The organism is Thermogutta terrifontis (genome assembly GCF_002277955.1).
In the GTDB taxonomy this organism is placed as follows: Bacteria; Planctomycetota; Planctomycetia; order Pirellulales; family Thermoguttaceae; genus Thermogutta; species Thermogutta terrifontis.
The window spans coordinates 1,696,286-1,722,300 of record NZ_CP018477.1 but is presented as its reverse complement, the minus strand read 5'-3'; the positions used below and the strand labels follow the sequence as shown (position 1 = coordinate 1,722,300).

Sequence of the window (26,015 nt, the reverse complement as noted above, 5' to 3'; positions counted from 1 at the left end):
GTGTTGAAGTTTTTGATTCGACGACTCGATGGGATCGTCCTCTCAGCTACGAGCTGGTGCAGCATAAAACACTGAAGCGGGATAAAAAAAGACGAGTCGTGTACGAAGCTTTTGCACAATGACGAAGGAGCCAAAGATTTCGCGCTGTGCTGCGTGAATGACAGAGTCGGGAAGATAGGCACCAGCACGCTGCGAAGTCGATAGTATGTTCGTTGTGTTTCGTTTTGATTTTGGAAAAATCTTTCGCATCTCGAGACTTAGCCACTTGAAACGGGAGTGATTCATCCCATAAAAATTGGTTGGGTGCAGTAACGGCTACTCCATCCGTTTTAAAATGTTGAGTCCCACCTTTTGGCACCGTTCGCGTGCCGCCGGAAAGTCCTGACCTTGTCACAGGAGACTGACGCCATGTCCCAGTCGAAAGATATCCGATCTTTTTCCGATTCCCGAAGATTCGGTGAGGAAGAATCCAACGGGAAAGGTGTGCCCGCACAGCGTGGTCGGCAGACCTTTCGTCGCCGCCGTCACGACCGTGACGAACCGCTTTCCATTGCGGAACAGCTCATGGACGGCCGCTTTGAAGAGGAGGAAAACGACGAAGAGGCTCAGCAGTTCGAACAGGCGAAGCGGTCGGGCGACACGCACATCGCCGAACTTCAGCGGATGTCGATGGCGGAACTCATCGAGGAAGCCCGCAAGGAAAACCTCTCCGATACTGAAATCGCCGGCATGAAACGGCAGGATCTCATCTTCCGCATCCTGAAAGAGCGGGTGAAGATGAGCGGTCTGATGTACGGAGAAGGGACTCTCGAAATTCTTCCGGATGGCTTCGGCTTTTTACGGAGTCCCGATTACCATTATCTCGCCTGCCCGGATGACATCTACGTTTCCCCCAGTCAAATCCGCCGTTTTGGCCTGCGAACGGGAATGACAGTCTCGGGCCAGATCCGGCCGCCCAAGGAAAACGAGCGGTATTTCGCCCTTCTGCGGGTGGAGGCCGTTAATTACGAAGATCCCAATCTGGCAGCCAAGAAAATCTGGTTTGACGACCTCACCCCTTGCCATCCCGACAAACGAATCATCCTCGAAACGACTCCGGAAGAAATTGAATGCCGGGTGGTGGACCTCATCGCACCCGTCGGATTCGGACAGCGGGGCCTAATCGTAAGCCCACCCCGGGCGGGGAAGACGATCCTCCTCCAGAAGATGGCCAAAGCCGTTCTCAAGAATTATCCGGACTGCTACGTGTTTATGCTGCTCATCGACGAGCGTCCGGAAGAGGTGACGGACATGGAGCGTCAGATCAAAGGCTGTAACTGTGAGGTGATCAGCTCGACATTTGATGAGGCTCCAGCCCGACACATCCAGGTGTCGGAAATGGTGATCGAGAAGGCCAAACGGATGGTGGAATACGGCAAAGACGTCATCATCTTCCTCGATTCCATCACCCGACTGGCCCGGGCATGGAATGCCGAGTGCCCCGCCTCTGGAAAGATCCTTACAGGAGGCGTGGACGCCAACGCCCTGCAGCGACCGAAGAAATTCTTCGGGTCCGCGCGGAAGATCGACGAAGGCGGTTCTCTCACCATCATCGCCACGGCTCTGATCGACACCGGCAGTAAGATGGACGAGGTCATTTTCGAGGAGTTCAAGGGCACCGGAAACATGGAAATTGTGCTCGACCGTCGGCTGGTGGACAAGCGCATCTGGCCGGCCATCGACATCAACCGTTCAGGAACACGTCGTGAAGAAATGCTTCTTGACCCAGAAGAACATCGCCGGATTTGCATTCTCCGCCGTGTTCTGAACGAGATGAATCCGCCGGATGCCATGGAATTCCTGGTGAGCCGTCTGGCCAAAACCAAGACCAACGCCGAGTTCTTGATGAGTCTCAACGTCCGTTGATTTGAGCATGTTCAGGGGGACGGCAAACGGCTGACCTGTTTTCCGTCTTGATGCACGAGCGGGCAACCACGCTTCCGCGACAAGGAGCCCCGTTCAATCACAAACCGCCCTGATGGTTGGCGCGGGCTCAGATGCAGTTACTACCCGGGCGTGGACGATAGACAGCCAATTCCATGACCAATCCACACGCTGCCATGAATCTTCGCGAACGCTTTCCCGGCATTCGCGTCTTCGAGGGAACTTGCGAGTTACCCCCGGGACGGTTTGCTGTGGTCGTTTCCCGTTTTAATGAGACAATCACAAATGGGTTGCTTCAGGGGGCCCTGGAAACACTCACCTCGGCCGGTGTTTCCAACGAAGCCATTGACGTCTTCTGGGTTCCCGGCGCGTTTGAGATTCCCACCGTTGCCCAGTGGCTGGCCAGCTCGCGGAAGTATTTGGCGGTCATCTGTCTGGGTGCGGTCATCAAAGGGGAGACTTCCCACGACCAGCACATTAATCGCGCGGTGAGCCTGCAAATTGCCGAAATTGGTGTAAAAACAGGGGTTCCAGTTTTATTCGGGGTGATCACATGCGACACGCTTGAGCAAGCCATGGCACGGTCCGCGGGGAGTGACGTCATCCGGAGTAAAGATCGGTCGGGGCGAGCGGTCAGCAATAAAGGGGCGGAAGCCGCCCAGGCAGCTCTCGAAATGGTCCGTCTCATGGAGCAAATGGAGCAACATCTGCAAATACGCCGGAACGAGGTGACAACCGCTGAAAAAGCACCATCGGGAGGGGCCTACAGTGGGTGACGCGATGGAGCATATGAGCGGTCGCAGGAAGGCCCGGGCCGTGGTCCTTCAAATTCTTTATCAGGATGATCTCAATCCCCAGCATAACCCGGCCGACGATGAACAGACATTGCGGCAGCGCCTCCGTCATCCGGAGTTGGTTCGTTTTGCAAGCGAGTTGCTCAACGGAGTGCGAAAATTCCGACAGGAACTGGACGCCAAGATTGGGGCGGTCACCGAGAACTGGTCCCTGAGCCGAATGGCCGTCACCGATCGGAATGCCCTGAGGATTGGGGCCTACGAGTTGCTTTACACCGATGTACCCCCCCAGGTGGCAATCGATGAGGCCGTGGAGTTGGCCAAAACATTCGGGACGCAACAATCGGGGCCATTTGTGAACGGGATCCTGGACCGACTGTACCGGGATATCGTTCTGGGCTGCGCGCGGACGCCGGAAAAGTCGTGACAGTTGGTCGTCCATCGGGCGGTGCATCCATGGCGATGGCGCCAGTTTGACCGTGCAAATAACCGCTGGCAAAATTTGGAGCTGTTGGGCCGGTGTTCGGGAAGCCAAACCGATTAGATATCCGGCCCTTGCGAGACAAAAAAGAGGGTGTTTCAGCGCAGGCAAGAGAGAATCCGGTGAGTCGCGACCATGGGACTGCTTGATCGTATCAAACAAGGTCTGAAAAAGACCGCCCAAATTTTACAAACAGACATCCGCGATCTGTTCAAGACGCGGGGAAGGCTGGTCGATCAGGCTTTCCTGGATGAGCTCTTCGAAGTTCTGGTTCGCACCGACATGGGGGTTCAAGCGGCCCAGCAGCTCGTCGATCAGATCGCCCAGAAGTACCGCAATCGCGTCATCGAATGGTCAGAGGCGATTGAGGAAATAAAGAAGGGCCTTAAAGATCTCCTGCGGCAACCGGAGTCCCCCATCCGCTTCGCCAGCCAGGGCCCAACGGTCATCATGGTTTGCGGGGTCAACGGGTGCGGGAAAACCACGACAATCGCCAAATTGGCGTACATGTTCCAGTCGCAGGGGAAGAAAGTCCTCCTCGGAGCGGCGGATACCTTCCGCGCTGCGGCCGTGGAGCAATTGAGTATCTGGGCTCAGCGTTTGGGGGTGGAGATTGTGACCGGCCCGCAGGGAAGTGATCCCGCGGCTGTGGGTCATCGAGCGGTCGCCCGGGCGATTGAAACCCAGGCCGACGTCTGTATCGTCGATACCGCGGGACGTCTGCAAACACATCAGAATCTGATGCGGGAACTCTCCAAAATCCACCGGGTGTTGGGAAAACAGATTCCCGAGGCCCCCCACGAGGTCCTTCTCGTCCTCGACGCCACCACTGGTCAGAATGGGATCAGTCAGGCCAAGCATTTCAGCGAGGCCGTCAAGTGTACCGGGCTTGTTCTCGCAAAACTGGACGGCACAGCCAAAGGCGGGGTTGTGGTGGCGATTCGACAGCAGATGGGACTGCCCGTGAAATTTGTCGGCGTGGGGGAAAAACCTGAAGACCTCCTGCCCTTCGATGCCGATAGCTTCGTGGATGCAATGTTTGCTGAAAGCTGAGTTCCGCCCGTGTAGCGAGAAAACTCCTTTTTTTCCGGTTCGGGTGGGGCTCCATTAGACGGGATCTCTTCGAACGTGGCAGTCCGTTCCCACCGCTGTCATAACTTGGCGAGTTTGAGCTCATCCAGACACAAGGGGCGCTCCCGTTGAATGAAAACACCGAGAACCCACCAACGAAAATCTCGTCCCCGCAGTCATTCCCGAAGTTGGCGAACCCAAAAATCGAGAGCATTGGCAAACGGGCTGGATGGGTGTATTCTATTGCCAGTGAAATCATGTTTTTCGGCCAGTGGCGCATCCTCCTATACAAGCGATTGCCGCCGCACCAGTCGATTTTGACGCCTTCCAACTCGTGAAAGGAGTTTGCCATGCGAGAGCACCAGATTTCCCGTCGCTCTGTATTGAAGCTGGGTGCCGTCCTGGGCATCCCGACGTTTGTCAGCAGCCGAGCCCTGGGATTGGCGGGTCAGGCCCCGGCATCCGAACGGGTCAAAGTGGCCATCGTCGGCCTGGGCGGCCGAGCGCGATCGATCGTCAATGAGTCCCGGGAAATCAAAGACATGCAAATTGTGGCGGTGTGCGATTGTTTCAAGCCCGCCATCGATCGTTTCGTCAAAGATGTGGGACAAGACCAAAAATGGGGCACTTACGAAGACTTCCGCACCATGATTGAAAAGGAAAAGCCCGATGGTGTGATGGTGGAAACCACCACTCATGCCCGGGCTTGGATCACCGTGATCGCCATGCAAATGGGGATGGATGCCTACATCGAAAAACCCATGTGCCTGACAATCCGCGAAGGCCGGTACATGGTGCAGGCGGCGCGGAAGTACAATCGGGTGACACAAGTGGGAACCCAGCAGCGTTCCATGCCCATCAATAACTGGGCCAGCGATTTGGTGAAAAACGGTGCCATTGGCAAAGTCCTCACGGTAATTGCCCCTAACTTCGTGGGTCCGGAGCGCTGGCCGGGGAAGCCGCCGATGCCGATGCCCGAAGGGGGAAGCGCGAACTGGTGGGACGTGTGGACGAATCAGGCAGAATTACGGCCGTACCACCCCGAACTGCATCACGGTTGGGAGCGCTGGTGGGACTATGATGGTGGGGGATTGTGCTACGGCGTCACTGGTTGGGGAACCCATTCCTACGATCAAATCCAGCGTGCTCTCGGCACCGACGAAACAGGTCCGGTGGAGATCATGCTCGAGGAACCTGTCCGGGTAGAACCGTGCGGCAAGTTTGAGACCATCCCCGAAGATGATCCCACTTATCTGGAGTACCTCAACCGTCTGGCTCGTCCGGTGGTTGGGCCGCGGGCCAAAGTGCGGATGTGGTATGCCAATGGGACAGAACTGCGTCTCCACTTGAATGGCGATTGGGGCCCTGGGTTGGGTGCGATCTTCATCGGTGAAAAGGGGAAAGTGGAAATCAATCGCAACAAGATTGCAACCAATCCCAAGGAACTCATGCAATCACCGGATTATCCAGGCCCGATCACACGGCCGGAGACGGAATACCACATCGCCAACTGGATTGAGTGCATTAAGACACGCAAGCGGTGCAATGCCGACATCGAATACGGACAACGCTCCACAACACTGTGCTATCTCGTCAACATTGTGCGCGAAGTGGGCGAGGTGGGATTCAAACTTCGCTGGGACCCGACGACGGAGCAATTCACCAACCACGACGGAGCCAACAAGTCTTCCTATATGGAGCGCCCGCGGCGGAAGGGCTACGAACTGCCGGCTTTGGTGTGACGTGTGATCCGCAAGCCTCAAGACTTCGCCACCTGAGATTGTGGCAACGCGGGAGAGCGATCTGATGGACACGCGGGGGCGGCCAACTGGTCGCCCCCAATCGGTTTTGATTGCCTTATTCCGCCAATGGTGTTTTCTTGTCTGAACGCCACGATCTGGTGGCACAACGAACTGTGGTCAATTGTCCTCAGGGCGTGTCTTGCCGCACGTATCCAGATATGATAGTGTGATACCTACCGCTGGTGAGTTATGTTTTTCGTCGTAGGGTGGCCCAATGAAGCTGATCATCGCCATCATTCAGCCCCATCGACTGGAAGCCGTCAAACAGGCCCTTGCGGAGGTGGAGGTCTTCCGCCTCACGGTCATGGACGTGCAGGGATTTGGGCGGGAAAAGGGTCATGCCGAGGCCTTTAGGGGCCATGAGTATTCCGTGAATCTCACCCGCAAGGTCCAGCTCATGATCGCCGTCAATGACAACTTTCTGGAACCGACCATTGACGCCATCATCAAAGGGGCACGGACCGGACCGCACGGGCAGATTGGGGATGGCAAAATTTTCGTGTTGCCCCTGGAGGATTGCATCCGAATCCGAACCGGCGAGCGCGGCGGGGAGGCGATCTGACTGTTTGCCATTCGTCGCGGCAACCGCCCGCAGATTCTTTCCCATGCCATTGATTGTTGATTCTTCGCTCAAAAGATGAGAACAAACCGGCAGAGGTGATGGGGCCAACCCCTGCCGGTTTTTTGTTGCTGGGTTTTCGCTAGGGACTTTCACCCTGGCTGCGGGCAGAAGTTCCCCACGCCAGGAGGAAATGTCCGGTCAATGTTTTTTCACCGACACCGATACCCCCGAGGCGTCCATGTGCAGGAACACCGTCTCGTAGTCTGGATTTGTCGTGATTGCCTTCACGAATCGCGGGTCGGCCATGCTCGGGATCATGTTATGGGCGATAACAACTCCCCCGGGACGAACCAGGGGTGAAAGCTTCTCAAAATAGTCAAGATACCCGGTCTTGTCTGCGTCGAGGAAAAGAACATCGATCGGTTCCTTGACCTGTTTGACGGTTTCGTGGGCATCCCCAAGCACAATCGTCACAATGTCGCTGACCCCTGCTTTTTCGAAATTCTCCCGGGCCATGGCAGCACGCTTCTCGTTGATTTCAAAGGTGGTCAACTTTCCTCCCGTCTTTTTTAGCACCAGGCAGAACCACAGTCCGGAATACCCCACCGAGGTACCGAGTTCCACCACGTGCTTGGCCCCCACGGCCTCGGCCCATGCACGGAGGAGACGTCCGTCTTCCTCGGGAACAATCATATTCCCTGCCCGCTGATTTCGACCTACCTCTTCAATGACTTCCAGAATCCGTTTTTCCACGTCGTCCTTCGGTAGAGTTTTCACCTCAAAGACCGCGCGAGGATTGCCTCTCTGCCGCGGGCCTCCCGGCGGTTGGGCACGACAGACGCTATCGGCAAAAACCAACATTCCGCAAGCAGCCAACACAAGCACGCTCGAGCGCAGCATACCGAATCCTCCTCCTCGTCAAAAAGGACCACACCAAACACACTATCCCTCAGTCGCTACCTCTTCCCTTTGGCCCTCCGGTCCCCTCCTTATCCCGCCACGGCGCCCCTTTGCCCTAAAACGATATCTTCAGAAAATACAGGGAAGCAGCAATCCTGCGACTGGCGCGTCGTATCATTATAAACCCGGCAGAAAGCGCAAAGGACCGCTTTTGGGAGTGTCCGTGATGCAGCCGAACTACGACTGGGAGAGTCTCAGCCACGATCCCATCCACGGCTATATCCCTTTTGTGTCGCGCCGCGGAGCCGCCCCGGGGGAAATTTCCGAGCAGGATATTATTGACCATCCGTGGGTTCAACGATTACGCCAGATTCACCAGCTTCAGACGGCCTGGTGGGTCTTTCCGTCTGCAACACATACGCGCTTCCAGCATGTTTTGGGCGTGATGCACCTTGCGGGGCGTGTCACGCAGCACCTGTACCCGAGCCTCCAGGCCAGCGATCCAGACACGCCCAGTTTCGGCTACGTGACAACGCTCATGAGGCTTGCCGGGCTCCTTCATGACGTGGGGCACGGTCCGTTTGGGCATTTCTTCGACCAATTCTATCTTGCCCGCTATGGGCTCAATCATGAGCGATTGGGAAGTGAGATCATTCGGCGGGAACTTGCCCCCCTGCTCCGCCGAGTGCGCCGAAATCCGCTGGGGGAACTCCGGCCGGACGAAGAGATCGACCCCGAACAAATCTGTTTTCTGATCACCCGCCCCAAAACCTCGGAGGAGCCAACTTCCCCGCTCTGGTTGCGACTCCTGCGATCCCTCTTCAGTGGGATCTATACCGTGGACAACATGGACTTTGTCCTTCGCGATGCCTACATGTCGGGTTACAGTCAACGGGCCTTCGACCTGGACCGGCTCATTCATTACAGTTTTTTCACGCCCCAGGGTTTGACAATCCATGAACGTGGCCTGCCTGCCCTGGTGCGGTTCATCACGGTAAGGGCGGAACTGTTCCGATCGATTTATTTCCATCGCACCGTGCGTTCCATCGACCTTTCGCTGCAGGACCTTTTCCGCGATAGCGCTGATTATCTCTTTCCGGGAAACCCTCTTGACCATCTGGATCAATATCGCCGCTTCACGGACTGGTCGCTGCTTGTGGACGTGGAACGCTGGGCGGACTCTCCAGACGAACGGCTGGCCACTCTGGGTGTCCGCTGGCGGGAATGGCTGGGACGGAAGATCCTGTGGAAGATGGTATGTGAAAGAACAGTGTTTTTCGGCCCGGGAAAGTCGGAGGAAATGAGCGTTTTTAGCGACGAGAAACTCTTTGAGGAGGCCATTCGCCGTCGACTGCCTCCCGGTTTGCGAGAAATCCCGCTTCGCTGCGATCCGCCCCGCCATGTCCATCGCCCGGGCACCCGTGCCCCCGCCGCGGGCCAGAACTATCTTTACGATCCTGCCACAAAGTCCGTCCGCACGCTGGATGCACGGGAACTGTACCGCCAGATTCCTTTCAGCTATCGGATCTGCCGGGTCTATGCCCTTGATACGCAACATGCTAATGAGATTGCGGCGGCCATGGATGCCCTGCTCAATGGTGACGCCGTGGATGATGTCACGAACATGTAAGCTTTTGGTGCTGCTTCGAATATCGGGAGTAAGCTAGCATTCATTGCCTGCTGATCGAGAAATTGCCTATGACCACACAGAGCGACTACAGTATTTGCGACAACCCTCTGATCACCCGGTACGCTTCGCGAGAAATGGCAGAGCTGTTCAGTCCGCAGCGACGTATTTCCACCTGGCGACGGCTGTGGATCATTCTCGCGGAAGCGGAAGCTGAACTGGGCCTCCCCATTTCCCAGGAACAAATCGAGGAAATGCGAGCCCATGTGGACGATATCGATTGGGCTAAGGCAGCGGAATATGAGCGCCGTCTCCGCCACGACGTGATGGCACACGTGCATACCTTCGGTGACGCCTGTCCCAAGGCCCGACCGATCATTCACCTGGGCGCCACGAGCTGCTACGTCACCGATAATACGGATCTTCTCCTCATGCGGGAGGGGCTGCAAATCCTGGCCCCGCGACTCGCCGCGGTCATTGATCGTTTGGGACGTTTCGCACAGCAGTACCGCGACCTGCCCTGCCTGAGTTTCACCCACTTCCAGCCCGCCCAGCCGACAACCGTGGGCCGCCGGGCATGTCTTTGGGCTTACGATTTTGTTCTCGACCTGCAGGAGCTTGAATATCGATTGTCACAACTTCGGGCAAGGGGCGTTCAGGGCACCACGGGCACGCAGGCCAGCTTTCTCGCCCTCTTTCAGGGAGATCATGAAAAGGTCAAACGCCTCAACAAACTGGTCTGCCAAAAGATGGGGTTTCCCGGCAGCTACGCCATCACGGGCCAGACATATTCCCGAAAAATTGACGCGCAGATCCTCGCTCTCCTCTCACAGATCGCGGACACCGCTCACAAGGTGGCGACCGATATCCGACTGTTGGCCCATCGCAAGGAAATAGAGGAACCCTTTGAAAAGGATCAGGTGGGTTCCTCGGCCATGCCCTACAAGCGCAACCCGATGCGGTGCGAGCGCATCTGCGGACTGGCTCGATTCGTGATGTCCCTCGAGGCCAATGCCCACATGACGCATGCCGTTCAGTGGTTCGAACGCACCCTGGACGACAGCGCCAATCGACGGCTCGTAATTCCGCAAGCCTTCCTGGCCGTGGACGCCATCCTCATCCTCTGCTGCAATGTTTTTGAAGGTTTGGTCGTGTATCCTCAGGTAATCACCAAGAATCTCCGCGCGGAACTACCGTTTATGGCCACTGAAGAGATTCTCATGGCGGCCGTCCAGGCCGGCGGAGACCGTCAAGACCTTCATGAACGCATCCGCCAGCACAGCCAGGCCGTGGCAAGAGTCATCAAGGAACAAGGAGGAGAGAACGACCTCATCGAGAGACTCCGCGCTGATCCTGCCTTCGCCAAGGTTAATTTTGCGGAAGTGACCGATCCACTCCGCTACGTAGGGCGGTCTCGGGAACAAGTCGACGAATTCCTTTCAGAAATTGTTGAACCAATCCGCCGACGCTACCCAGCGTGTACCTCCATGGAAGCCGACGTGAGAGTGTGAGGCTGATTGAAATCGCAACGTTTTTCACATGCGTTTGCAGAGAGGTCAATTCACCGCCCGTGGGGAACGACGTTCCCTGCTGACCACTGCGGTGAACCCCGTGATCGGCTACGTCGCAAGATGGCAAGCGGGAAAAAGCCCAGCCAACTGGTTCATCCCCACTTTTCCGCTATCGCATGGAGAGGATGCGGACTGTGACCGAACCCTCCACAGAAGTAAGATTCAGCACGCGGGAGCCGCTCCTCACGTCCGAATTCGGAGATTTGGATAATCCTTTTAGCAACCCGGGGGCCGTCTGCTCAGTTCCATTCCCGTTTAAACGTAGGGGCAATGCAGAAATTGCCCTTACATCATGTTGCATCCTTAGCCCTTTACGGATCGTTACAAAAAGCGGGGATGTAACAGGCGGTGCAGGAGCGGTTCATCTATCCTCGGGCGGAATGTTCGGATCGAAACCCTCATCATCCTCATCAAAATCGTCGTCAAAATCTTCGTCCAAGTCCATGCTTTCATCAGTTTCATCTGCGTCCAGGCCAAGCGAGTAGATCGCTTCGAGGTCCTCGTCGTAACGGCGAGCCCCCTGCCACACGACTCCCGGATGATCGAAAAACCCACCTTCTTCCACCGTCGTGCTGACAAGTTCGGCAGAAAGATCAGGATAGCATCGCGATTGGGCCTGCAGCACGTAGTGCTCAGCTTCCTCGCTATTCCGCGCAAGCACACCCCAAAAGGCGAAGTACGCCGGCCACGAGGCCTGATGCGGCCAGCAAGCGGGATGCTTCGACCAGGTTTCCTCCAAAGGCTGGCGGCACACGCAAACGTAGTAATTGAGGTCGCTTACCTTGGGACGATTCCTGCGATCCGCCTCAAAAACATGGTCTGGCACAATACCTGCTTGGAACAGCCGATCCTGTAGGCCAATGAGCACTTCGTCCTCAGGCGGCAGGGCCTGTCGCGCAACTTCATACAATTGCTGCAAATTCTTTTCGATGCCGGTCTCTGACAAATCATTAATGTCCTGAATTCGCATCTGAAGGACGGCCTTGATATGGTCACGAACTTGATCGGGTAACTCCAGCAGCTGGGCGACCCAGGCGTACAGCACGTGACCTGCCAACCCCGGGGCATCTCGTGTCGCCATGAAACGATCAATGTCTTTCTGGGCATCCTCTACTTGCTTAAGATTCAAGTGCGTCCACGCCCGGTAAAAATAAAGCCAGGGGCTGTTCCATCCCCACTGCTCACTTTGATTCAAATATGTCAGGGCTTCAGGATAGCGTCCCAGGCGGAATGCCACCAATCCCGCCTCCCACGCCACCTCTGCATCCTCGCACTTACCGTCCCGCAGACACAGATCAAGAACCGCCAGCGCATCCTGTTCGCGATCCGCATCAGAGTAAATTTGCGCCAGTCCCAGCACAGCCTGTGGATTATTTCGGTTCAAGGTAAAAGACCGGGCAAGGCACCATTCGGCCATTCCGATGTCACCCGTCATCCGAAAGAACTGAGCCGCCCGGGTGTAATGCCGGGGATATTCCGGCGACAAATCCAGCGATTTTCGGAACCAGGCGCCGATCTGCTCCAATTTTGGAAGAGAAACGTTTCTGCCCGCCTCGCGCGGAGAGGACTCCGAGGACTCTTCCTCACCGGCTTCGCGGACTGCTGACCAGGCTGCCAGAGCCGCCGTTGCCACCAAGTTCAGCACATCCCCGTTTTCGGGGAATCGCGTCAGCAGACGCTGGGCCCAGTCCCACACCTCCAATTGACGGTCCAGCATTTCCGAAAGCTGCCCCGCCAAATAAATGAGCCGCGCTCCATCGTCAGGATCTTCCACACTTGCTGGATCGACGGCCAGCATTTTTTCGAACACCTGGGCTACATCATCCGGCTCCAGGCCCTCTTGCAGCAGTCGCTCCAACCACTCGTCGAGCTGCTTGCCCAGTGCCGTCTTGGCTTCGTCAGCCGGCGTTTCTGGCTGGGACTCCCCAACGACAGCATTGTCCGCCTCATGGGCGGCTTGCCGAACTGATTCTTCCACAGAGATACCGTGCTCCTCGCTCGCCGGTGGTGTCTTTTCACCTTGGGTTGCTTTCGACGCTGCCCGGCTGAGAGGCCCACTTTCCGGCGGCTTGAGAAACGCCACAGGCGAAAGCGGGACATCGCCTCGTTCCATCGCGGCTAATCGCGTAAGATACAACCAAGCCTTGCGACGCCGGGCTTCCTGCCGGAGAGGACGCGCCAACGATTCCGCCGAAGCCGCGTCCTTTGCCAGCATCGTCAGAGCGACCCGCCGGAGACGTACTTCAAACCACTCACTCCACACCTCTCGGGACATCAGCCACTCATCCCAGCGGCGAAGGATCTCCAGAGCGTCTGCCAATCGGCCGGCACACGCCAACTCCGTGGCCTCAAATAGATCGCGACGGAGCCACAATTCAGGATTTTCCTCTCGCGGCGGCAGCAGTGTCCAATCCACCGGTTCCCCGACCACTGCGCACCGTTCCTCCAGTTCTTGTCTCCGCCCCAGCAGAGTTAGGATCTCTCCCAACTGACATTGAGCGAATACTCGCTGCTCGAGCGGTGTGTGATAATACTTAGCCAGCCCGACGGCAGCCTCCGCCATCTCTCGGGCTTCTTCCAGACGTCCCAACATGGTCAAATGCCGAGAATACTGGAGGGCCCCCACACTTCGTCGATCGTTTTCCTCGACCAGCGGCAGCTCCCGATAAACAGACCGTGCAAAATGCATCGCCAGGTCAAGATCACCGGCGGCTTCATAAACGTTCACGGCGTATTCTCGAAAGCAAGTGAGGCACTGCAGCTTACCGGTCCGGCGGCACACATCATAACCTTCCTGAATCAAACCCTGCAGTTCTTCCCGGCCGTAGCCCTCGCAGATGGCGTGGTGTTTGGCGAGATTGTCGTAGGCGCAGGCGGTCAACCAGTGGATGACACCTTCATATTCATCGATGGGTAGATCGGGTTGAATTTCCCGTGCCTTTTCTTCGCTTTCCAGCAGCGCAATGGTTTCCACGGCGCGATCGCGCCCAGTACGATGATCAAAAAGCGCCTGCGCACAGTTCATGCTATGAAAATTAGCATAAAGATAGGGAATGATATTCTTTTCTTCCCTAGCCCGCCGCCTGATTTCTTCAGCCAGTCGAAAGGCCGAGCGTTTGTATCCTTTGTCATTCAACTGAAAAAGCCTCTCGAAAAGGGGCTCAAAGAGGTCTTGCGCTGCATCTTTCCCGTTCATGATCACGCTCCCCGAAAGCTAAGGAATGAGAAGAAATATTCACTAAATTGTCGCCTTATACTCTGCTTATTTTTGGAACTTTTTATTCCTGCAACTTTTATTCTGCGCTTTGAATATATTCAGGATTGCCCCCAGAGAGCTTCCTCTATCCAGGACAGATCGTCTTGCTCACGCTCTCGGAGGGTGGCATCCAGGACCAGCCCGGCCGTTTGCAGGGCCTTATTGACCAATAAACGCAACACGCTTGCTAGAGGTGATCGAACGGACTGGCTGAGTGCTCGGTCCACGATCGGATGCCGCCGGTTGAGGATGACCTCATGCGGCTGGGGAGTATCCTGCTGAAAATGGGCACTGATAAGTCGTTGGAAACCGACAGGCATGGCCCCCTGTTTCTGCAACACTTCGAACGTGCGGTGCAGTTCTGATCGTTCACTCAGGAAGGCCAGAACGGGGATACTCTTGCTGTATTCCCCGACGCTCACATGGATCCGATCGGTCCCCAGGAAATCCTGCCATTCCGGTGGCGCGTCCGTCAGTTCCCTCATCCCCAGGATACTGCTGGCAAACCCCGGGCTGCCGGGCCCGGCGACTCGAAAATCCACCCATTTGCCATCGGAAACCGCATCCGCCACCATGAGTGCCAGCAGCGCCTCTTCAAAACTCCGCAAAGTATGCACACAGGGTGCCGGATGCTCGGCAAACACTTCGTTCAGCCACGCTTCCAGATGGCGACTGGGATTATACCAGATGACCGTCTCGTACACGTCCTCCGAAAACCCGTCGCAGGTGCTCGCCTTCATAATCTCAGGAAATGTCATCTCACCCCGAGATGTGATAAACCGATACGTATCTCGAAGCAGATATCGGAGGGGAACCACCTCGAGAGCGGCCCCGGCTAGCAGGTATCGATGCCAGGCAATGAGCGATTGCCACCGGGCGGGGGCTTCGGTGGCAAGATTCTGAAAGTGTTCCAGAATGAATCGGTCCAGAAAATCCCGTACCAAGTAAAACGTCGTGTCCCGTACCAGGTCCTCGCGACTTGTTGTGGGCGAACACTCCGAGAGCTCCAACACCCCTCGCACAAAGCTTGCCCAATCCGGTAACAGTCCGTGCAACTTGCGAGAAATAATCATCCGCCTGACGGTCACGGTCAGTGCCGGAGCGTCGGTAAACCCGGGCGTACGTTGAGGCGTCACGTAGAGAGCACCACGGATGACAACGGGCTTTTCCTGACGGATGGCAAACACGTCCAGGGGTGTTTCCCCGAAATAGCTCTCCAGTTCGAGTTCCAGAGCTCCCATGTCTGGAGTTGGTTCGAGCCATGTCGCTGTCCCCACGTTGACACGGTGCTGTTTGCCGTTGATGTGAATGGGCAGGGGTAAAAACTCTGCGTATTCCCTGATAGCCCTTTCCAGGAGTTCTTCATCTTCGGCAAAAGCTCTGTGCTCTGGTTTGAGATACAACCGTACGGTTGTGCCCGGTGTCTCGCGTTTTCCCGGCGTGACGATGATATCGGCCTCGGGGCCTGCTTCCCACCGGGTGACTTCTCCCGTCACGCAGTGGCGCGTACAGATTTCCACCCGATCCGCCAGCAGAAATGCGCTGAACAGCCCAATTCCGAATTCGCCGATCAAATGGCCGACGCTTTCGCCAGTTCCTTCCCCCTGTCCTCTGAGTAACCCACTCAACCCGCTGCCGAGCGTTCCCAGATATTTTTCGGCTTCTTCCCGTGTTAAGCCGACGCCGTCATCTGCCACCTCCACCACGCCTTCCCGGGGATACTGGTAAAAGTCAATCCGCCCCTGGTACTGCAGGTCCTGCGCGCGCCGCCGCATGACGCCGTCATGGGCATTCTGAATGAGTTCTCGAATCGCTGCATCGGGCCGGCTGTAAAGCGAGCGGCCCATCAGGCGGATGATCCCCGCCACGTCCACCTGAAATGGCAACCGCTTCACCCAAGTGGGGGCCGTATCTTCGGCAAAAGACTCTAAACGATGGTCGTCCATCCCGACAAGTCACAGCTCTAAAGGACAGCAAACGTTTTCAAGGACTTTTCCAGAAATTGCGGCACCCGCCAGAATTAGCCTGACATAAACAAAAAAACATAGACAAAATAATGTGGGGTTTAAATCTGGGGTTGCGTTCGTTCAGGGGATTCCTCCAAGTGGCAGCGCTGCAGGAGCCTCTTTCGGCGGACAGAGCCACCTGCCGTTATTCGCCAGCGGCCGTCTCACCAGCGACTTCCTCTCCAGACCCCGGAGCCAAGGCACCAGGCGAACACACTGCCTATTAAACTCCAACATCACAATCAATCGCCTTTGTGATTATTACGGACCGGTTTCTCCCAGTCAATCAATAACCCTTCTGCTGAGGGGGAATGCCAAACGTCCTCAGTGCGTTGTGCGTCGTCTGAGCGGCCAGCTCCTCGGGCGACACATCTCGCAGTTTTGCCAAAAAGTGACCGGTGTCTTTTACGTGCGAGGGAACGGAGGTTTTAACCCGGCCACGATGCGGCTCCGGAACAAGATAGGGACAATCAGTCTCCACCAGGATCCTGTCTAAGGGCACGCGCTGCGCTGTTTCTCGAATGGGCGCGAATTTCATGTTTTTGTACGTTACTGATCCAGCAAAACTGACAACGATTCCTTCCCAGTCGAGCCATCGGCTGACAATTTCCCAGGGTGCAGCGCACGCGTGCATGACTGCCCGGACGGTCCCTTCACGTGTCCAGCGGGAAAGGATCTCCGTCATATCCTTTTCCGCGTCACGACAATGGACCACGAGCGGTTTTCCCACCTCCTGCGCGAGCGTCCAGTGCTTTTCAAACCATTCGACCTGCACGGGAGGCGGTGTAAAGTCACGATACCAATCGAGACCTGTCTCACCGATGGCGACGACGGAATCATCCCGTGCCAGTTCCGCGATCTCATGCCAGTCTGCTGAGGACGCCCCGTTTGCTGAATTTGGATGGATTCCCACGGCAGCCCATAGCCGATCGGGAAACTGATGCGCGAGATTGACGCTCCGGCGGCTTGTTTCGACATCGATCCCCACACAAAGGATCCGCGTGACACCATGATCGAAAGCCGCCTGGATGATCTCTGCAAGCAAGGCTGGGGAATTAGCTTCCGAAGCGTGATCGCTTTCGAGCAAGAACAGATGCGTGTGGGTGTCGAACCACATGGGAGCGCTCCCGAGTCCCATGGAGAAGTCGCTTTTCGGTGTGAGTGTCAACCCGAATCCGACGTGCGAGGGGTCAGGATCTTGGCCTGCATGAGCGCCTTTTCCAGGTTGCTCGCCTGGTCGCTCAGGCCGCTGCGAATGCGTGTCAGGACAGCCGCCAGCTCCGGCTTGATCCCGGGAAGACGTTCTGCCTCTTCAGCCAGCGATCGCAGTTCTCGCAAATCATCGAGAATACGGATGGCCAGAAAGTCGACACTGACATCATGAAAACGTGTGTAACTAGAGGGGAAAGGCCCCAGTTCGATCATCTGCCCCGCCGCGGTTATTTCCTCCCCCAGCCGCTCGGCCCATTCGCGGTGCTGCGATGCAATTTCCTCCAACAGTTCCCAGAGCTCTTCCCGTCGGTACGGGACCCACGGCCGGGCCTGCATCGCGTAGACCGCCAGCGACCGTCCCAATCGTCGTATCAGGTTCGTCACAACGTGCGTGAGAGGCGGTTTGTTGTTGGTCGCGCCGTCGGTCATTGCCAAGAATGTGTCCGATTTAAAGTTGCCAACCCTCGCCATTCGTATGTCCGGAAGCTTTTGAGGATCGCGTTTTTGACCTGCGGGAAGATTATTCAATTTTTAACCATGATGCGTATAATCAATCACTTAGAATACAGAAATTTCTATCATTCCGTTCTACTGACACCCGGCCGCCCAACATACCAACTCGAAGGCCGGTTGCCACAAAATCCCCAGGAGCACAACTGGCACCGTTGCCAGTACCAGGAACATCCCCTGGGGAGACGACAACGGCAGGGAAAAACTCAGGGATTCTGAGGCTGGATCCAGGACCATGACTTTCACCACACGCACGTAATAAAAGAGGCTGAAAACGGTATTTAGCGCGGCAACCACCAGTAGTGCCCAGAGCTGTGCGGACGCCAAACTGGCAAAGATGGCAAACTTTCCCGCGAATCCACCCAGTGGTGGCAGTCCCACCAGACTAAACAACGTCAGCGTGAGACAAACAACAAACCCCGGCGCTGCCCGGACCAAGCCGGAATAATTCTCGATTTTCTCTCCCGGGGCTCCGCGTGACAGGAATGCCGCCCCTGCGAACGCAACAATGTTCATGAACATGTACACCACCAAATAAAACAACATGGAGGCGACAGCCCATCGGGCCATTTCCCGGCTGAGGGGCAACACCGCCACCGCAGCCGCCACCGGCATCATCAGATAACCTGCATGCGCGATGGTGGAATAACCCAGAAGACGTTTGAAATTGGTCTGACCATAAGCCGCCAAATTCCCATAGGTACAGGTAACGGCGGCCAGAAGTGAGAGTGTTCCCACAACAAACGGAACGAGCGGCCCGGGCAACCCCGCGGCGGCTGCCTGGTCGGCCCCCAAGAGTGTCAGACATAACCGCGTGAGCAGCCCCAAAGCGGCGGCCTTTGAGATCACCGAGAGGAAAGCGCCAACTTCCGCAGCGGCCCCTTCAAATACGTCCGGCAACCAGAAGTGGAACGGCACCGCCGAAAGTTTGAATCCAATGCCGGCCAGGACCATCAGTGTCCCGAGAATAAGGCTCAAACCATGTCCATGAAAGTCCCGACTGCTTGCCATGGCGATCAAGTTCGCACCCATCGTTGGCAGATCGAGCGAGCCCAGCGCTCCCCCTAGAAGCCCCAGCCCATAAAGCATCACTCCGGCCATGGCAGCCCCGAACACGGCGAACTTCATCGCCGCTTCACCGGCACGGCGTTCTCGCTTTTCAAACCCGGCCAAGATATACGATGGCAAACTGGCCATTTCCATGCCGAGAAACACCAACAGGAGATTCTCGGCGGCAACCATGGTGGACATGCCGATGACCGAACCTAAGAACAATACATAGAACTCGCCCCTGTCTTCCACGCGGGGCCAGCGAGTCAACCAGGTGAGAACGCTGAATAAGACAGCAAAAAGAAGGATCAATCCTCGAAAAAAGGCTGCCAATTGGTCCAATCGCAACAGGTCCAGAAACGCTCCAACGGTACTCGCATGAACCGATGGCGATGCCGCCTGCCAGATGAGTATCGCAAAGGCGGCGACGGATCCCACGAACATGATGAAAGATGCCCCACGCCGCCAGGCAGGAAACACCATCCTCTGCAGCAAAAGAGCGATCGCCGTCAGCCCCAGACATATCTCGGGGAGCCATAGCCGCAACGAAACGGCAAGGTTCTGCTCGATCTGGGTGATTATTTCAAGAAGCTCATTCATCTTATTCAGTGACTATCTTTCCGTTAATACCATTTATATTCACCGCTGCGAACCGACCTCCACAAATTCGCCCGTCAGATTGTCAGAAGTCACTGTCGATTCACGTCCGGTTTTTTCGAGAGTTTCTTCTTTCGCCGATTGCACCACATTCACCGAGACGGCTTTCATCCACTGGGCCATCTCATCAACGGTGCGATTCACACTGGGCGCCATATAACGAAACACCGTTTGCGGGAATACTCCGAAGACCACAGCAGCTACAGCCAGAGTCGCGCCAACCGCGAACTCCCGCACCGACAATGGTGTGAGGGCGTCGGCGTGCGGTCCCCGATACTCCGCACCGAGATAGACACGTCGCACAGTCCACAGAATATATCCCGCCGTAAGAATGACAACAGAAGCCCCAATAATGGCCAGCACACGACTATAACTAAATGCCGCAAATATAACCAAAACTTCTCCGATAAAGCCGCAAAGGCCGGGCAGTCCAAGCGCCGCAAAGAAAATCACGATCGCCAGCGCCGTGTATGCGGGCATTTTGCCGAAAATACCTCCAAATTTATCGAGATCGCGATGATGAACGCGGTCGTACAACACGCCGACCATGAAGAACATGCCGGCCGACGAAATCCCGTGTGCAATCATCTGGAACATGGCCCCGTTCATTCCCATCTTCCAGTATTGTGTATCCCACACCCCCGGGACGAGGCTCCACGCACCGAGGCCAAGCACCACGTAACCCATGTGGCTGACGGAACTGTAGGCCACCAGCCGTTTGAAATCCTGCTGCGCCATGGCCGCCAGGGCCCCGTACACCATACTGACCACCCCCAGTCCGCAGACAAACCAGGCCAACTCATAAGCGCCCTGGGGACAAATCGGATAACAGATGCGGATAATACCATAGCCTCCCATTTTCAGAAGCACCCCGGCCAGAATCATCGAGATCGGCGTGGGCGCTTCCACGTGCGCATCCGGAAGCCAGGTGTGAACCGGCACCGACGGCACCTTGATGAGAAATCCCACCAGCAGCAGTAAAAACGCCCACCAGGCGATCGATTTTCCCAACCATGCCGGTTCATTAAATGGGGAATCCGGCAATTGTCCCAGCTTTGCCAGCGCAACCAAGTTGAAGGTGTGAAGCGGCTTTTCGCCGGGAGCCAGCGACTTCACCATCATCTCCGAGGAGAGAAGGCTTTCCCGTCGGGCGTCTTCGGGCAGTTTTCGCACATCGCTGGCAAAGTAGAGCATCAGCAACGCGATGAGCATGAGAACACTTCCCACCAGCGTGAAGAGAAAGAACTTAATCGCGGCATATTCCTTCCGTGGTCCGCCCCATATACCAATCAGAAAGTACATCGGCAACAGCATGACTTCCCAAAACACATAGAAAAGAAAGAAATCCAGCGCCAGGAAAACGCCGAGCATTCCCGTCTCCAAAAGAAGAAACAGCACGCTGTACGCCTTGACGTGCTTTGTGACAGACCAGCTCGCTGCGGCGGCGAGAAGGGACAGGAACGATGTCAGCAGTACCAGCGGCAGGCTGATGCCATCAATTCCGAGAAAATACTCAATATTGAAAGATCGAATCCACGGCACCGCCACGGCATGCTGGTAGCCAGATTCACCCGCCACGAACCGCACATCGTGGATGCTCCTCTCCAGGAGCGTCTCCCCCGCTGGGCCGTCCCCCGGAAAGACCAGCCGCAGCGTCATCAGAAAAACCACCAGCGTAACGCCCAACGTGATCCGCCGGATGGCAGTCTCTGCGGAAGCCGGGAAGAACAGCAGGATCAATGCCCCAAGTGCCGGCAGAAACACAATCATGCTCAGAAAGATCAAACCCGCCATGAGTAACCCTCTGTGGATTCACGATCAAACCAATATGGAACTCCTGAATTTCATCCATCAATGACCATATTCGTGGCAACACACAGGATCATCCTCGGGAAATGTTCGCGCCAATTCCCAAATAAATCGTTCCTATGATAAAGAGTGCTACAATTCCGATGACTATCCACATGATATAAACACGGATTCTTCCGACCTGCCACCGTCTGAGGCGAATTCCGATATCATAAATGCCCGCCGCCAGGGCATTGACCGCCCCATCTACAAAGGTGCGGTCGATCCAATCATCCCATTGCGAAAGGCCTCTCACCGCAAGGGCCGCATGATCCGCGAGCCAGTCGATAATATTTCGATCGATCCACGCGGCGATGGCGGCCAGACGAAGCACGTTGCGGACAAATACCGCTTCATAAATCTGGTCAAAGTACCATCGATGAACGAGTAATTCCCAAATGCCCTTGAATTGCTGGCGGACATCTTCCGGATCCAGCCAGCGGATTGCATAAAACAGCGTGGCAATTGCGAAACCCAGCAGAGCGGCGAGGAACGCCAGTCCGGAGACCCAGGCGTGGATGGTCGGTTCATGCGACGCGTGTTCCTCTGGTATTCGCAGCGCGGTCACAGTTTGTAAAGTCCCCATTTCCGTGGCTGGCGTCACGCGAGACTGTTCCAGAAGAGAAGTGATGCCCCAACTGGTTCCCGGGACAGACCACCCCGATATCACGGAGAGCACAGCTAACACCACCAAAGCCGCCACCATGGTTCTGGGTGACTCATGGACATGGTGGGCCACCTGCTCATCACGCGGCTCCCCCCAAAAAACGAGAAACCATAGCCGGAACATGTAAAACGCCGTGATACCCGCAACACCTAGGGCTACATAGAACATCCACCCGAACAGTGGATTTGTTCGATGGAATAGAAAAGTCTGCGCCAGGATGGCATCCTTCGAATAATAGCCGCTCAGTCCAATAAGTAAGGGAATTCCCGCCCCTGAAATGGCCAAACACCCGACCAGCATTGTGGCGGCCGTCCACGGCATTTTCCGCCCCAGGCCCCCCATCGACGGCATCTCATTTGTGCCACAGGCATGGATCACTGATCCCGCACCCAGGAACAGAAGGGCCTTGAAGAATGCGTGGGTGAAAAGGTGAAAAAGTCCCGCCACCCAGCCGCCGACTCCCAGGCCCAACATCATATACCCCAATTGGCTGATTGTCGAATACGCCAGGACGCGCTTAATGTCCGTCGCCGCCACCGCCATCGTCGCCGCCAAAAACAGGGTCACCGTCCCCACCAGCGCGACGACCAGCAGCGCCTCCGCAGTCAAAAGCGGATAAATGCGGGCAACAAGATACACGCCGGCTGCCACCATGGTCGCTGCGTGGATGAGCGCGCTGACCGGAGTGGGGCCCTCCATCGCGTCAGGCAACCACACATGGAGGGGGAACTGGGCGCTTTTTCCGATGCAACCACAAAAAAGCGCAAGCCCCGCCAGAGTCAACAGAACGGGCGTCAGCTTGTCGTTTTTTTGGCTTTTATTCGTTATTGCTGACCCTGAATTATCGCCAACCTTCCCGCGACCGGGAATGGTACTTGAGCCCTCATGAGATGGTGCGCCATTACTTTTGCCCTGATATTCGCTGGTCGCCTCTTTCACGATCGCGAAAAGCCCCTGATGGTGTTGCGAGGCAGTCTGAGGCGTCGCGTAATGGAGTGTTCCACAGGCAAACAGGAACGTGGCCAGGCCAACAATCATTCCGAAGTCGCCCACCCGATTCACGATGAAGGCTTTATTTCCGGCCAGTGTTGCGGAGGGCCGCTCCACGTAAAACCCGATGAGGAAATACGAGCAAATCCCGACTAATTCCCAGAAGGCGAAGACCATGAACAGATTGTTGGCGACCACCAGGCCAAGCATACTGAAACAAAATAGAGATAAATACTGATAAAAACGATGGAACCGTCCGGGCCTGATGAGATTCCCCCCGTCGGCCGCCGTAACCAATGGGTCCCGAACATCATGCAGTTCTTCATGCATGTATCCGAAAGAATAAATATGGATCCAGAAGGCTATAAATGTGACCATGACGAACATGCCCAGTGTCAGCGAATCCACGTAATAGCCAACACTGAAACGGAGCAATTCGAACTGGGCGAGCGTGTACCACTCTCCCGTCAGAATTTCTGAGTGCCCGCCATGTCCACCAAGCGGATGGTGCACAAGCCACCCCACCAGCGCAATGATCGAGAGAAGACAGGAAACTCCGATTGCCGCGGTCGCCAGATAACCGGCACCGCGTCCGCCTTTTCCCATCCTCGTTCCTGCCAGCAGAATGAGAACGAACGACAGCAACGGTAGAAGCCAGGCAGCCAGCAATAGCTGCGGTAGAATCGCTTCCATAAGGTGCTCAGCACTCCGCCAATCAAAGTTCTTTCAGCCGCTTAACTGACCACCCTGGTCAACATCAACTGTTCCAAACCGCGAATAAAACTGGAGGGCAATAGCCAGAGCCACAGCAGCCTCCGCGGCTGCTAGAATCATCACAAACAGGGCAAACACCTGACCATCCAGGACCAGGGGCGCCCTCCCTGATGGAAACAGTGACGGACTGGAGAACGCCACCAGATTGATATTGGCTCCGTTCAATATGAGCTCCACTCCAATTAACATCGCGATGATATTCCGCTTAACAACAAGACATACAATTCCGCAGACAAACAGTATAACGCCCACCACTAAATAATGCGTTACTGTAATCGGGCTCAATATATCAGCAAGCAACATTGTGTCCACCATGTCTCAGTAATTGCGTTTATTGTTCCGTGACTGGTAAATATCTCACGTGATACTGTGGCGTGGCTGTTCGTATTCTTTCTCGATCCTCTAGTATGCTGTCCCTCTTTAACCCACTATTTATTCGATTCGCCGTCTGGCGAGGTAGGCTGCTCCAATCATTACCACAAGCAGGTGGAGGGATACCAACTCGAAGGGCAGAATATAGCCCTCCATATTCGCAAGATTTGACGCCCCCCGGTCGTCTAATTGATTTGCTCCACCTGCCTGTGGACGGACCCCAACCAAGGCAAGGCCGAGATCTGTCGCTGAGACAGCCTCCGCTTCCGCACGTGTTGTCTCGGATGACAACTGGGCCGTTTTCAAATGGCCATAGGCCCACGCAGACTGGAGCAGGATGATGGTGAGCGGAGCCGCAAGAAGAATGGCGATGACCCACTGGTCGGCGGTTGTGCGCATGCGCACAAAAGCCAGCCGAGCTGTAAGCATCACACCAAACGCCAGCAAAACGACCGTGCCGCCCACATAGATCATGATCTGCATGGCGCCAAGGAACTCCGCACCGGCCAGAAAAAACAGTCCGGCGACGGCACTCAGAGTTAAAATGAGCCCGACGGCCGCATGCACGATGTGCGGCGTTATCACAACCACCAGAGCGCCTGCCACAGCCAGGGCAGCTAAAAGCCAGAAGAAAATAGCGTTTGCGTCCATGACCATCGTATGATTAATGTTCTGCCATGCCTTTTACAACGTACACAACAAAGTCGGCACTCTCCGTCTTGGGATGCCCAACACCCAGCAGACCATCCGGAAATGCGAGCATCCAAACTGTTACCCCAATTAAGCACAGTGCCGTCAGTGGAAAGCAATATTTCCAGCACATACTCAATATTTGGTCGATTCTCAGCCTGGGAAGAGTCCAACGAAGAGCCATCATGAACAGAATTCCGATCACACATTTTACGAGAAAGTTAATCGCCCCGAGAAAATGGCCAAGGAAGCCTGCCCAGGGACCGGTTGTTTCCGTCAGGCCCAGGATGGACGCCACCGGGATTGGCCCATTCCATCCGCCTAAAAACAGCACAGCCCCCAAGCCACTCACCGCGGCCATGGCCGCATATTCGCCCATATAGAAGACGCTCCAACGAAATCCCGAGTACTCCGTATGAAACCCGGCGACCAGTTCGCTTTCCGCTTCAGCCAGGTCAAATGGTGCCCGATTGGTCCCGGCGACGGCACACGTGACAAAGATCCAGAACGCCGCGAAGGTGAACGGATCATGAAAAACAAACCAATTCCAGAACCAGCCACGTTGTGCTTCGCCGATAGCCACCAGATCCATCGTCCCGGCCAGAAGAATCGGGATGAGGGCTGCAAAAGTCAGGGGGACTTCGTAACTGACCACCTGAGCGGCTTCGCGCATTCCGCCCAGGAATGACCATTTGGAACCGGAAGCATAACCCGCCAGAATGATTCCAAAAACTTCCAGGCCGAGGACCGCGAGGATGAAAAAAGCGGCGGTATTGAGACGTTGGGCCACCCAGCCATCTGAAAACGGCATCGCCATAAAGACGGCAAAAGCAGGAGCAAAAGCGAGATAGGGCGCTAGCCTGAACAGAATGCGATCGGCATTGAGCGGGATAATGTCCTCCTTGGTGAGCAGCTTCAGGCCGTCGGCCAGCGGCTGGAGCCAGCCGAATCGCCCTCCCACCCGCGTGGGCCCCAATCGATCCTGTATTCGCCCTGCCACCTTGCGTTCCGCCCAGGTGGCAGCTGCCACCAGCGTCATGACCACGGCCAGGAGCACCGTTACCTGGAGGAGTGCTACACCAATGATGATGAGCCACCCCTCAGTCGCACCTGCCTGGAGCCATTGACCGACGACTTCGTTCATAGATCCCCCGATAACATATTCGACTATTTCCAGATTCTGTCAGGAAATTCCATCAGGCTGGGAATACTGCGTTCGAGATTTTAACATTCTTATTACTAATCAGTCCTG

At 55.9% G+C, this 26,015-nt stretch carries 19 protein-coding genes; 8 read left to right on the top strand and 11 right to left on the bottom strand.

The features are described 5' to 3' along the window. Positions 1-408: 408 nt before the first annotated feature. From rho to THTE_RS06460, 6 genes are all read left to right on the top strand, one after another. Entirely contained in the window at positions 409-1,905 is a 1,497-nt protein-coding gene (rho, locus tag THTE_RS06485) for a transcription termination factor Rho (RefSeq protein ID WP_095414664.1), read from the top strand. A 173-nt stretch (positions 1,906-2,078) separates the two neighbouring features. Beyond that, positions 2,079-2,699 (top strand): 6,7-dimethyl-8-ribityllumazine synthase, encoded by a 621-nt coding sequence (gene ribH / locus THTE_RS06480; RefSeq protein ID WP_237260220.1) that lies wholly within the window; start codon positions 2,079-2,081, stop codon positions 2,697-2,699. A gap of 13 nt (positions 2,700-2,712) precedes the next feature. After that, positions 2,713-3,144, top strand: a complete 432-nt coding sequence (nusB, locus tag THTE_RS06475; RefSeq protein WP_095416798.1) for a transcription antitermination factor NusB — start codon at positions 2,713-2,715, stop codon at positions 3,142-3,144. A 189-nt stretch (positions 3,145-3,333) separates the two neighbouring features. Then, a complete protein-coding gene (gene ftsY / locus THTE_RS06470) occupies positions 3,334-4,251 on the top strand; it encodes a signal recognition particle-docking protein FtsY (protein WP_095414663.1) in 918 nt (305 codons plus the stop codon). Between the two features lie 368 nt (positions 4,252-4,619). Then, positions 4,620-6,011, top strand: coding sequence for a Gfo/Idh/MocA family protein (locus THTE_RS06465; protein WP_095414662.1), 1,392 nt, complete (start codon positions 4,620-4,622; stop codon positions 6,009-6,011). Positions 6,012-6,285: 274 nt separating this feature from the next. Then, positions 6,286-6,633, top strand: a complete 348-nt coding sequence (locus THTE_RS06460) for a P-II family nitrogen regulator (protein ID WP_095414661.1) — start codon at positions 6,286-6,288, stop codon at positions 6,631-6,633. A 198-nt stretch (positions 6,634-6,831) separates the two neighbouring features. Here the strand turns inward: THTE_RS06460 and THTE_RS06455 are convergent, their stop codons facing one another. Beyond that, positions 6,832-7,533 (bottom strand): O-methyltransferase, encoded by a 702-nt coding sequence (locus tag THTE_RS06455; RefSeq protein ID WP_095414660.1) that lies wholly within the window; start codon positions 7,531-7,533, stop codon positions 6,832-6,834. 226 nt (positions 7,534-7,759) lie between these two features. Here THTE_RS06455 and THTE_RS06450 point away from each other — a divergent pair, with 226 nt between their 5' ends. After that, positions 7,760-9,163, top strand: a complete 1,404-nt coding sequence (locus THTE_RS06450; RefSeq protein WP_095414659.1) for an HD domain-containing protein — start codon at positions 7,760-7,762, stop codon at positions 9,161-9,163. A gap of 68 nt (positions 9,164-9,231) precedes the next feature. Beyond that, positions 9,232-10,671 carry an adenylosuccinate lyase gene (gene purB / locus THTE_RS06445; protein WP_095414658.1) on the top strand — a complete coding sequence of 480 codons (1,440 nt, stop codon included), beginning with the start codon at positions 9,232-9,234 and terminating at the stop codon, positions 10,669-10,671. A 421-nt stretch (positions 10,672-11,092) separates the two neighbouring features. Here the strand turns inward: purB and THTE_RS06440 are convergent, their stop codons facing one another. The 10 genes from THTE_RS06440 to nuoH all read right to left on the bottom strand — a co-directional run bounded on the left by THTE_RS06440 (position 11,093) and on the right by nuoH (position 25,907). Further along, entirely contained in the window at positions 11,093-13,927 is a 2,835-nt protein-coding gene (locus THTE_RS06440; RefSeq protein WP_095414657.1) for a tetratricopeptide repeat protein, read from the bottom strand. A gap of 119 nt (positions 13,928-14,046) precedes the next feature. After that, a complete protein-coding gene (locus THTE_RS06435) occupies positions 14,047-15,933 on the bottom strand; it encodes an HSP90 family protein (RefSeq protein WP_095414656.1) in 1,887 nt (628 codons plus the stop codon). 346 nt (positions 15,934-16,279) lie between these two features. Further along, complete coding sequence (locus THTE_RS06430) at positions 16,280-17,110, bottom strand: TatD family hydrolase (RefSeq protein WP_157731846.1); 831 nt, start codon at positions 17,108-17,110, stop codon at positions 16,280-16,282. Positions 17,111-17,157: 47 nt separating this feature from the next. After that, on the bottom strand, positions 17,158-17,634 hold the full coding sequence (locus THTE_RS06425) for a hypothetical protein (protein WP_095414654.1): 477 nt from the start codon (positions 17,632-17,634) through the stop codon (positions 17,158-17,160). Between the two features lie 159 nt (positions 17,635-17,793). Then, the gene (locus THTE_RS06420) at positions 17,794-19,365 is read right to left on the bottom strand and encodes an NADH-quinone oxidoreductase subunit N (RefSeq protein WP_095414653.1); all 1,572 of its coding nucleotides are present in this window, start codon (positions 19,363-19,365) and stop codon (positions 17,794-17,796) included. Between the two features lie 39 nt (positions 19,366-19,404). Further along, positions 19,405-21,216 carry a complex I subunit 4 family protein gene (locus THTE_RS06415; RefSeq protein WP_095414652.1) on the bottom strand — a complete coding sequence of 604 codons (1,812 nt, stop codon included), beginning with the start codon at positions 21,214-21,216 and terminating at the stop codon, positions 19,405-19,407. An 88-nt stretch (positions 21,217-21,304) separates the two neighbouring features. After that, entirely contained in the window at positions 21,305-23,620 is a 2,316-nt protein-coding gene (nuoL, locus tag THTE_RS06410) for an NADH-quinone oxidoreductase subunit L (protein ID WP_095414651.1), read from the bottom strand. Positions 23,621-23,653: 33 nt separating this feature from the next. Beyond that, on the bottom strand, positions 23,654-24,004 hold the full coding sequence (nuoK, locus tag THTE_RS06405) for an NADH-quinone oxidoreductase subunit NuoK (RefSeq protein WP_095416797.1): 351 nt from the start codon (positions 24,002-24,004) through the stop codon (positions 23,654-23,656). 129 nt (positions 24,005-24,133) lie between these two features. Further along, positions 24,134-24,724: an NADH-quinone oxidoreductase subunit J family protein gene (locus tag THTE_RS06400; RefSeq protein WP_157731844.1), complete on the bottom strand. Its 591-nt coding sequence runs from the start codon at positions 24,722-24,724 to the stop codon at positions 24,134-24,136. Positions 24,725-24,737: 13 nt separating this feature from the next. Further along, entirely contained in the window at positions 24,738-25,907 is a 1,170-nt protein-coding gene (gene nuoH / locus THTE_RS06395) for an NADH-quinone oxidoreductase subunit NuoH (RefSeq protein WP_095414649.1), read from the bottom strand. Positions 25,908-26,015: the final 108 nt, after the last annotated feature.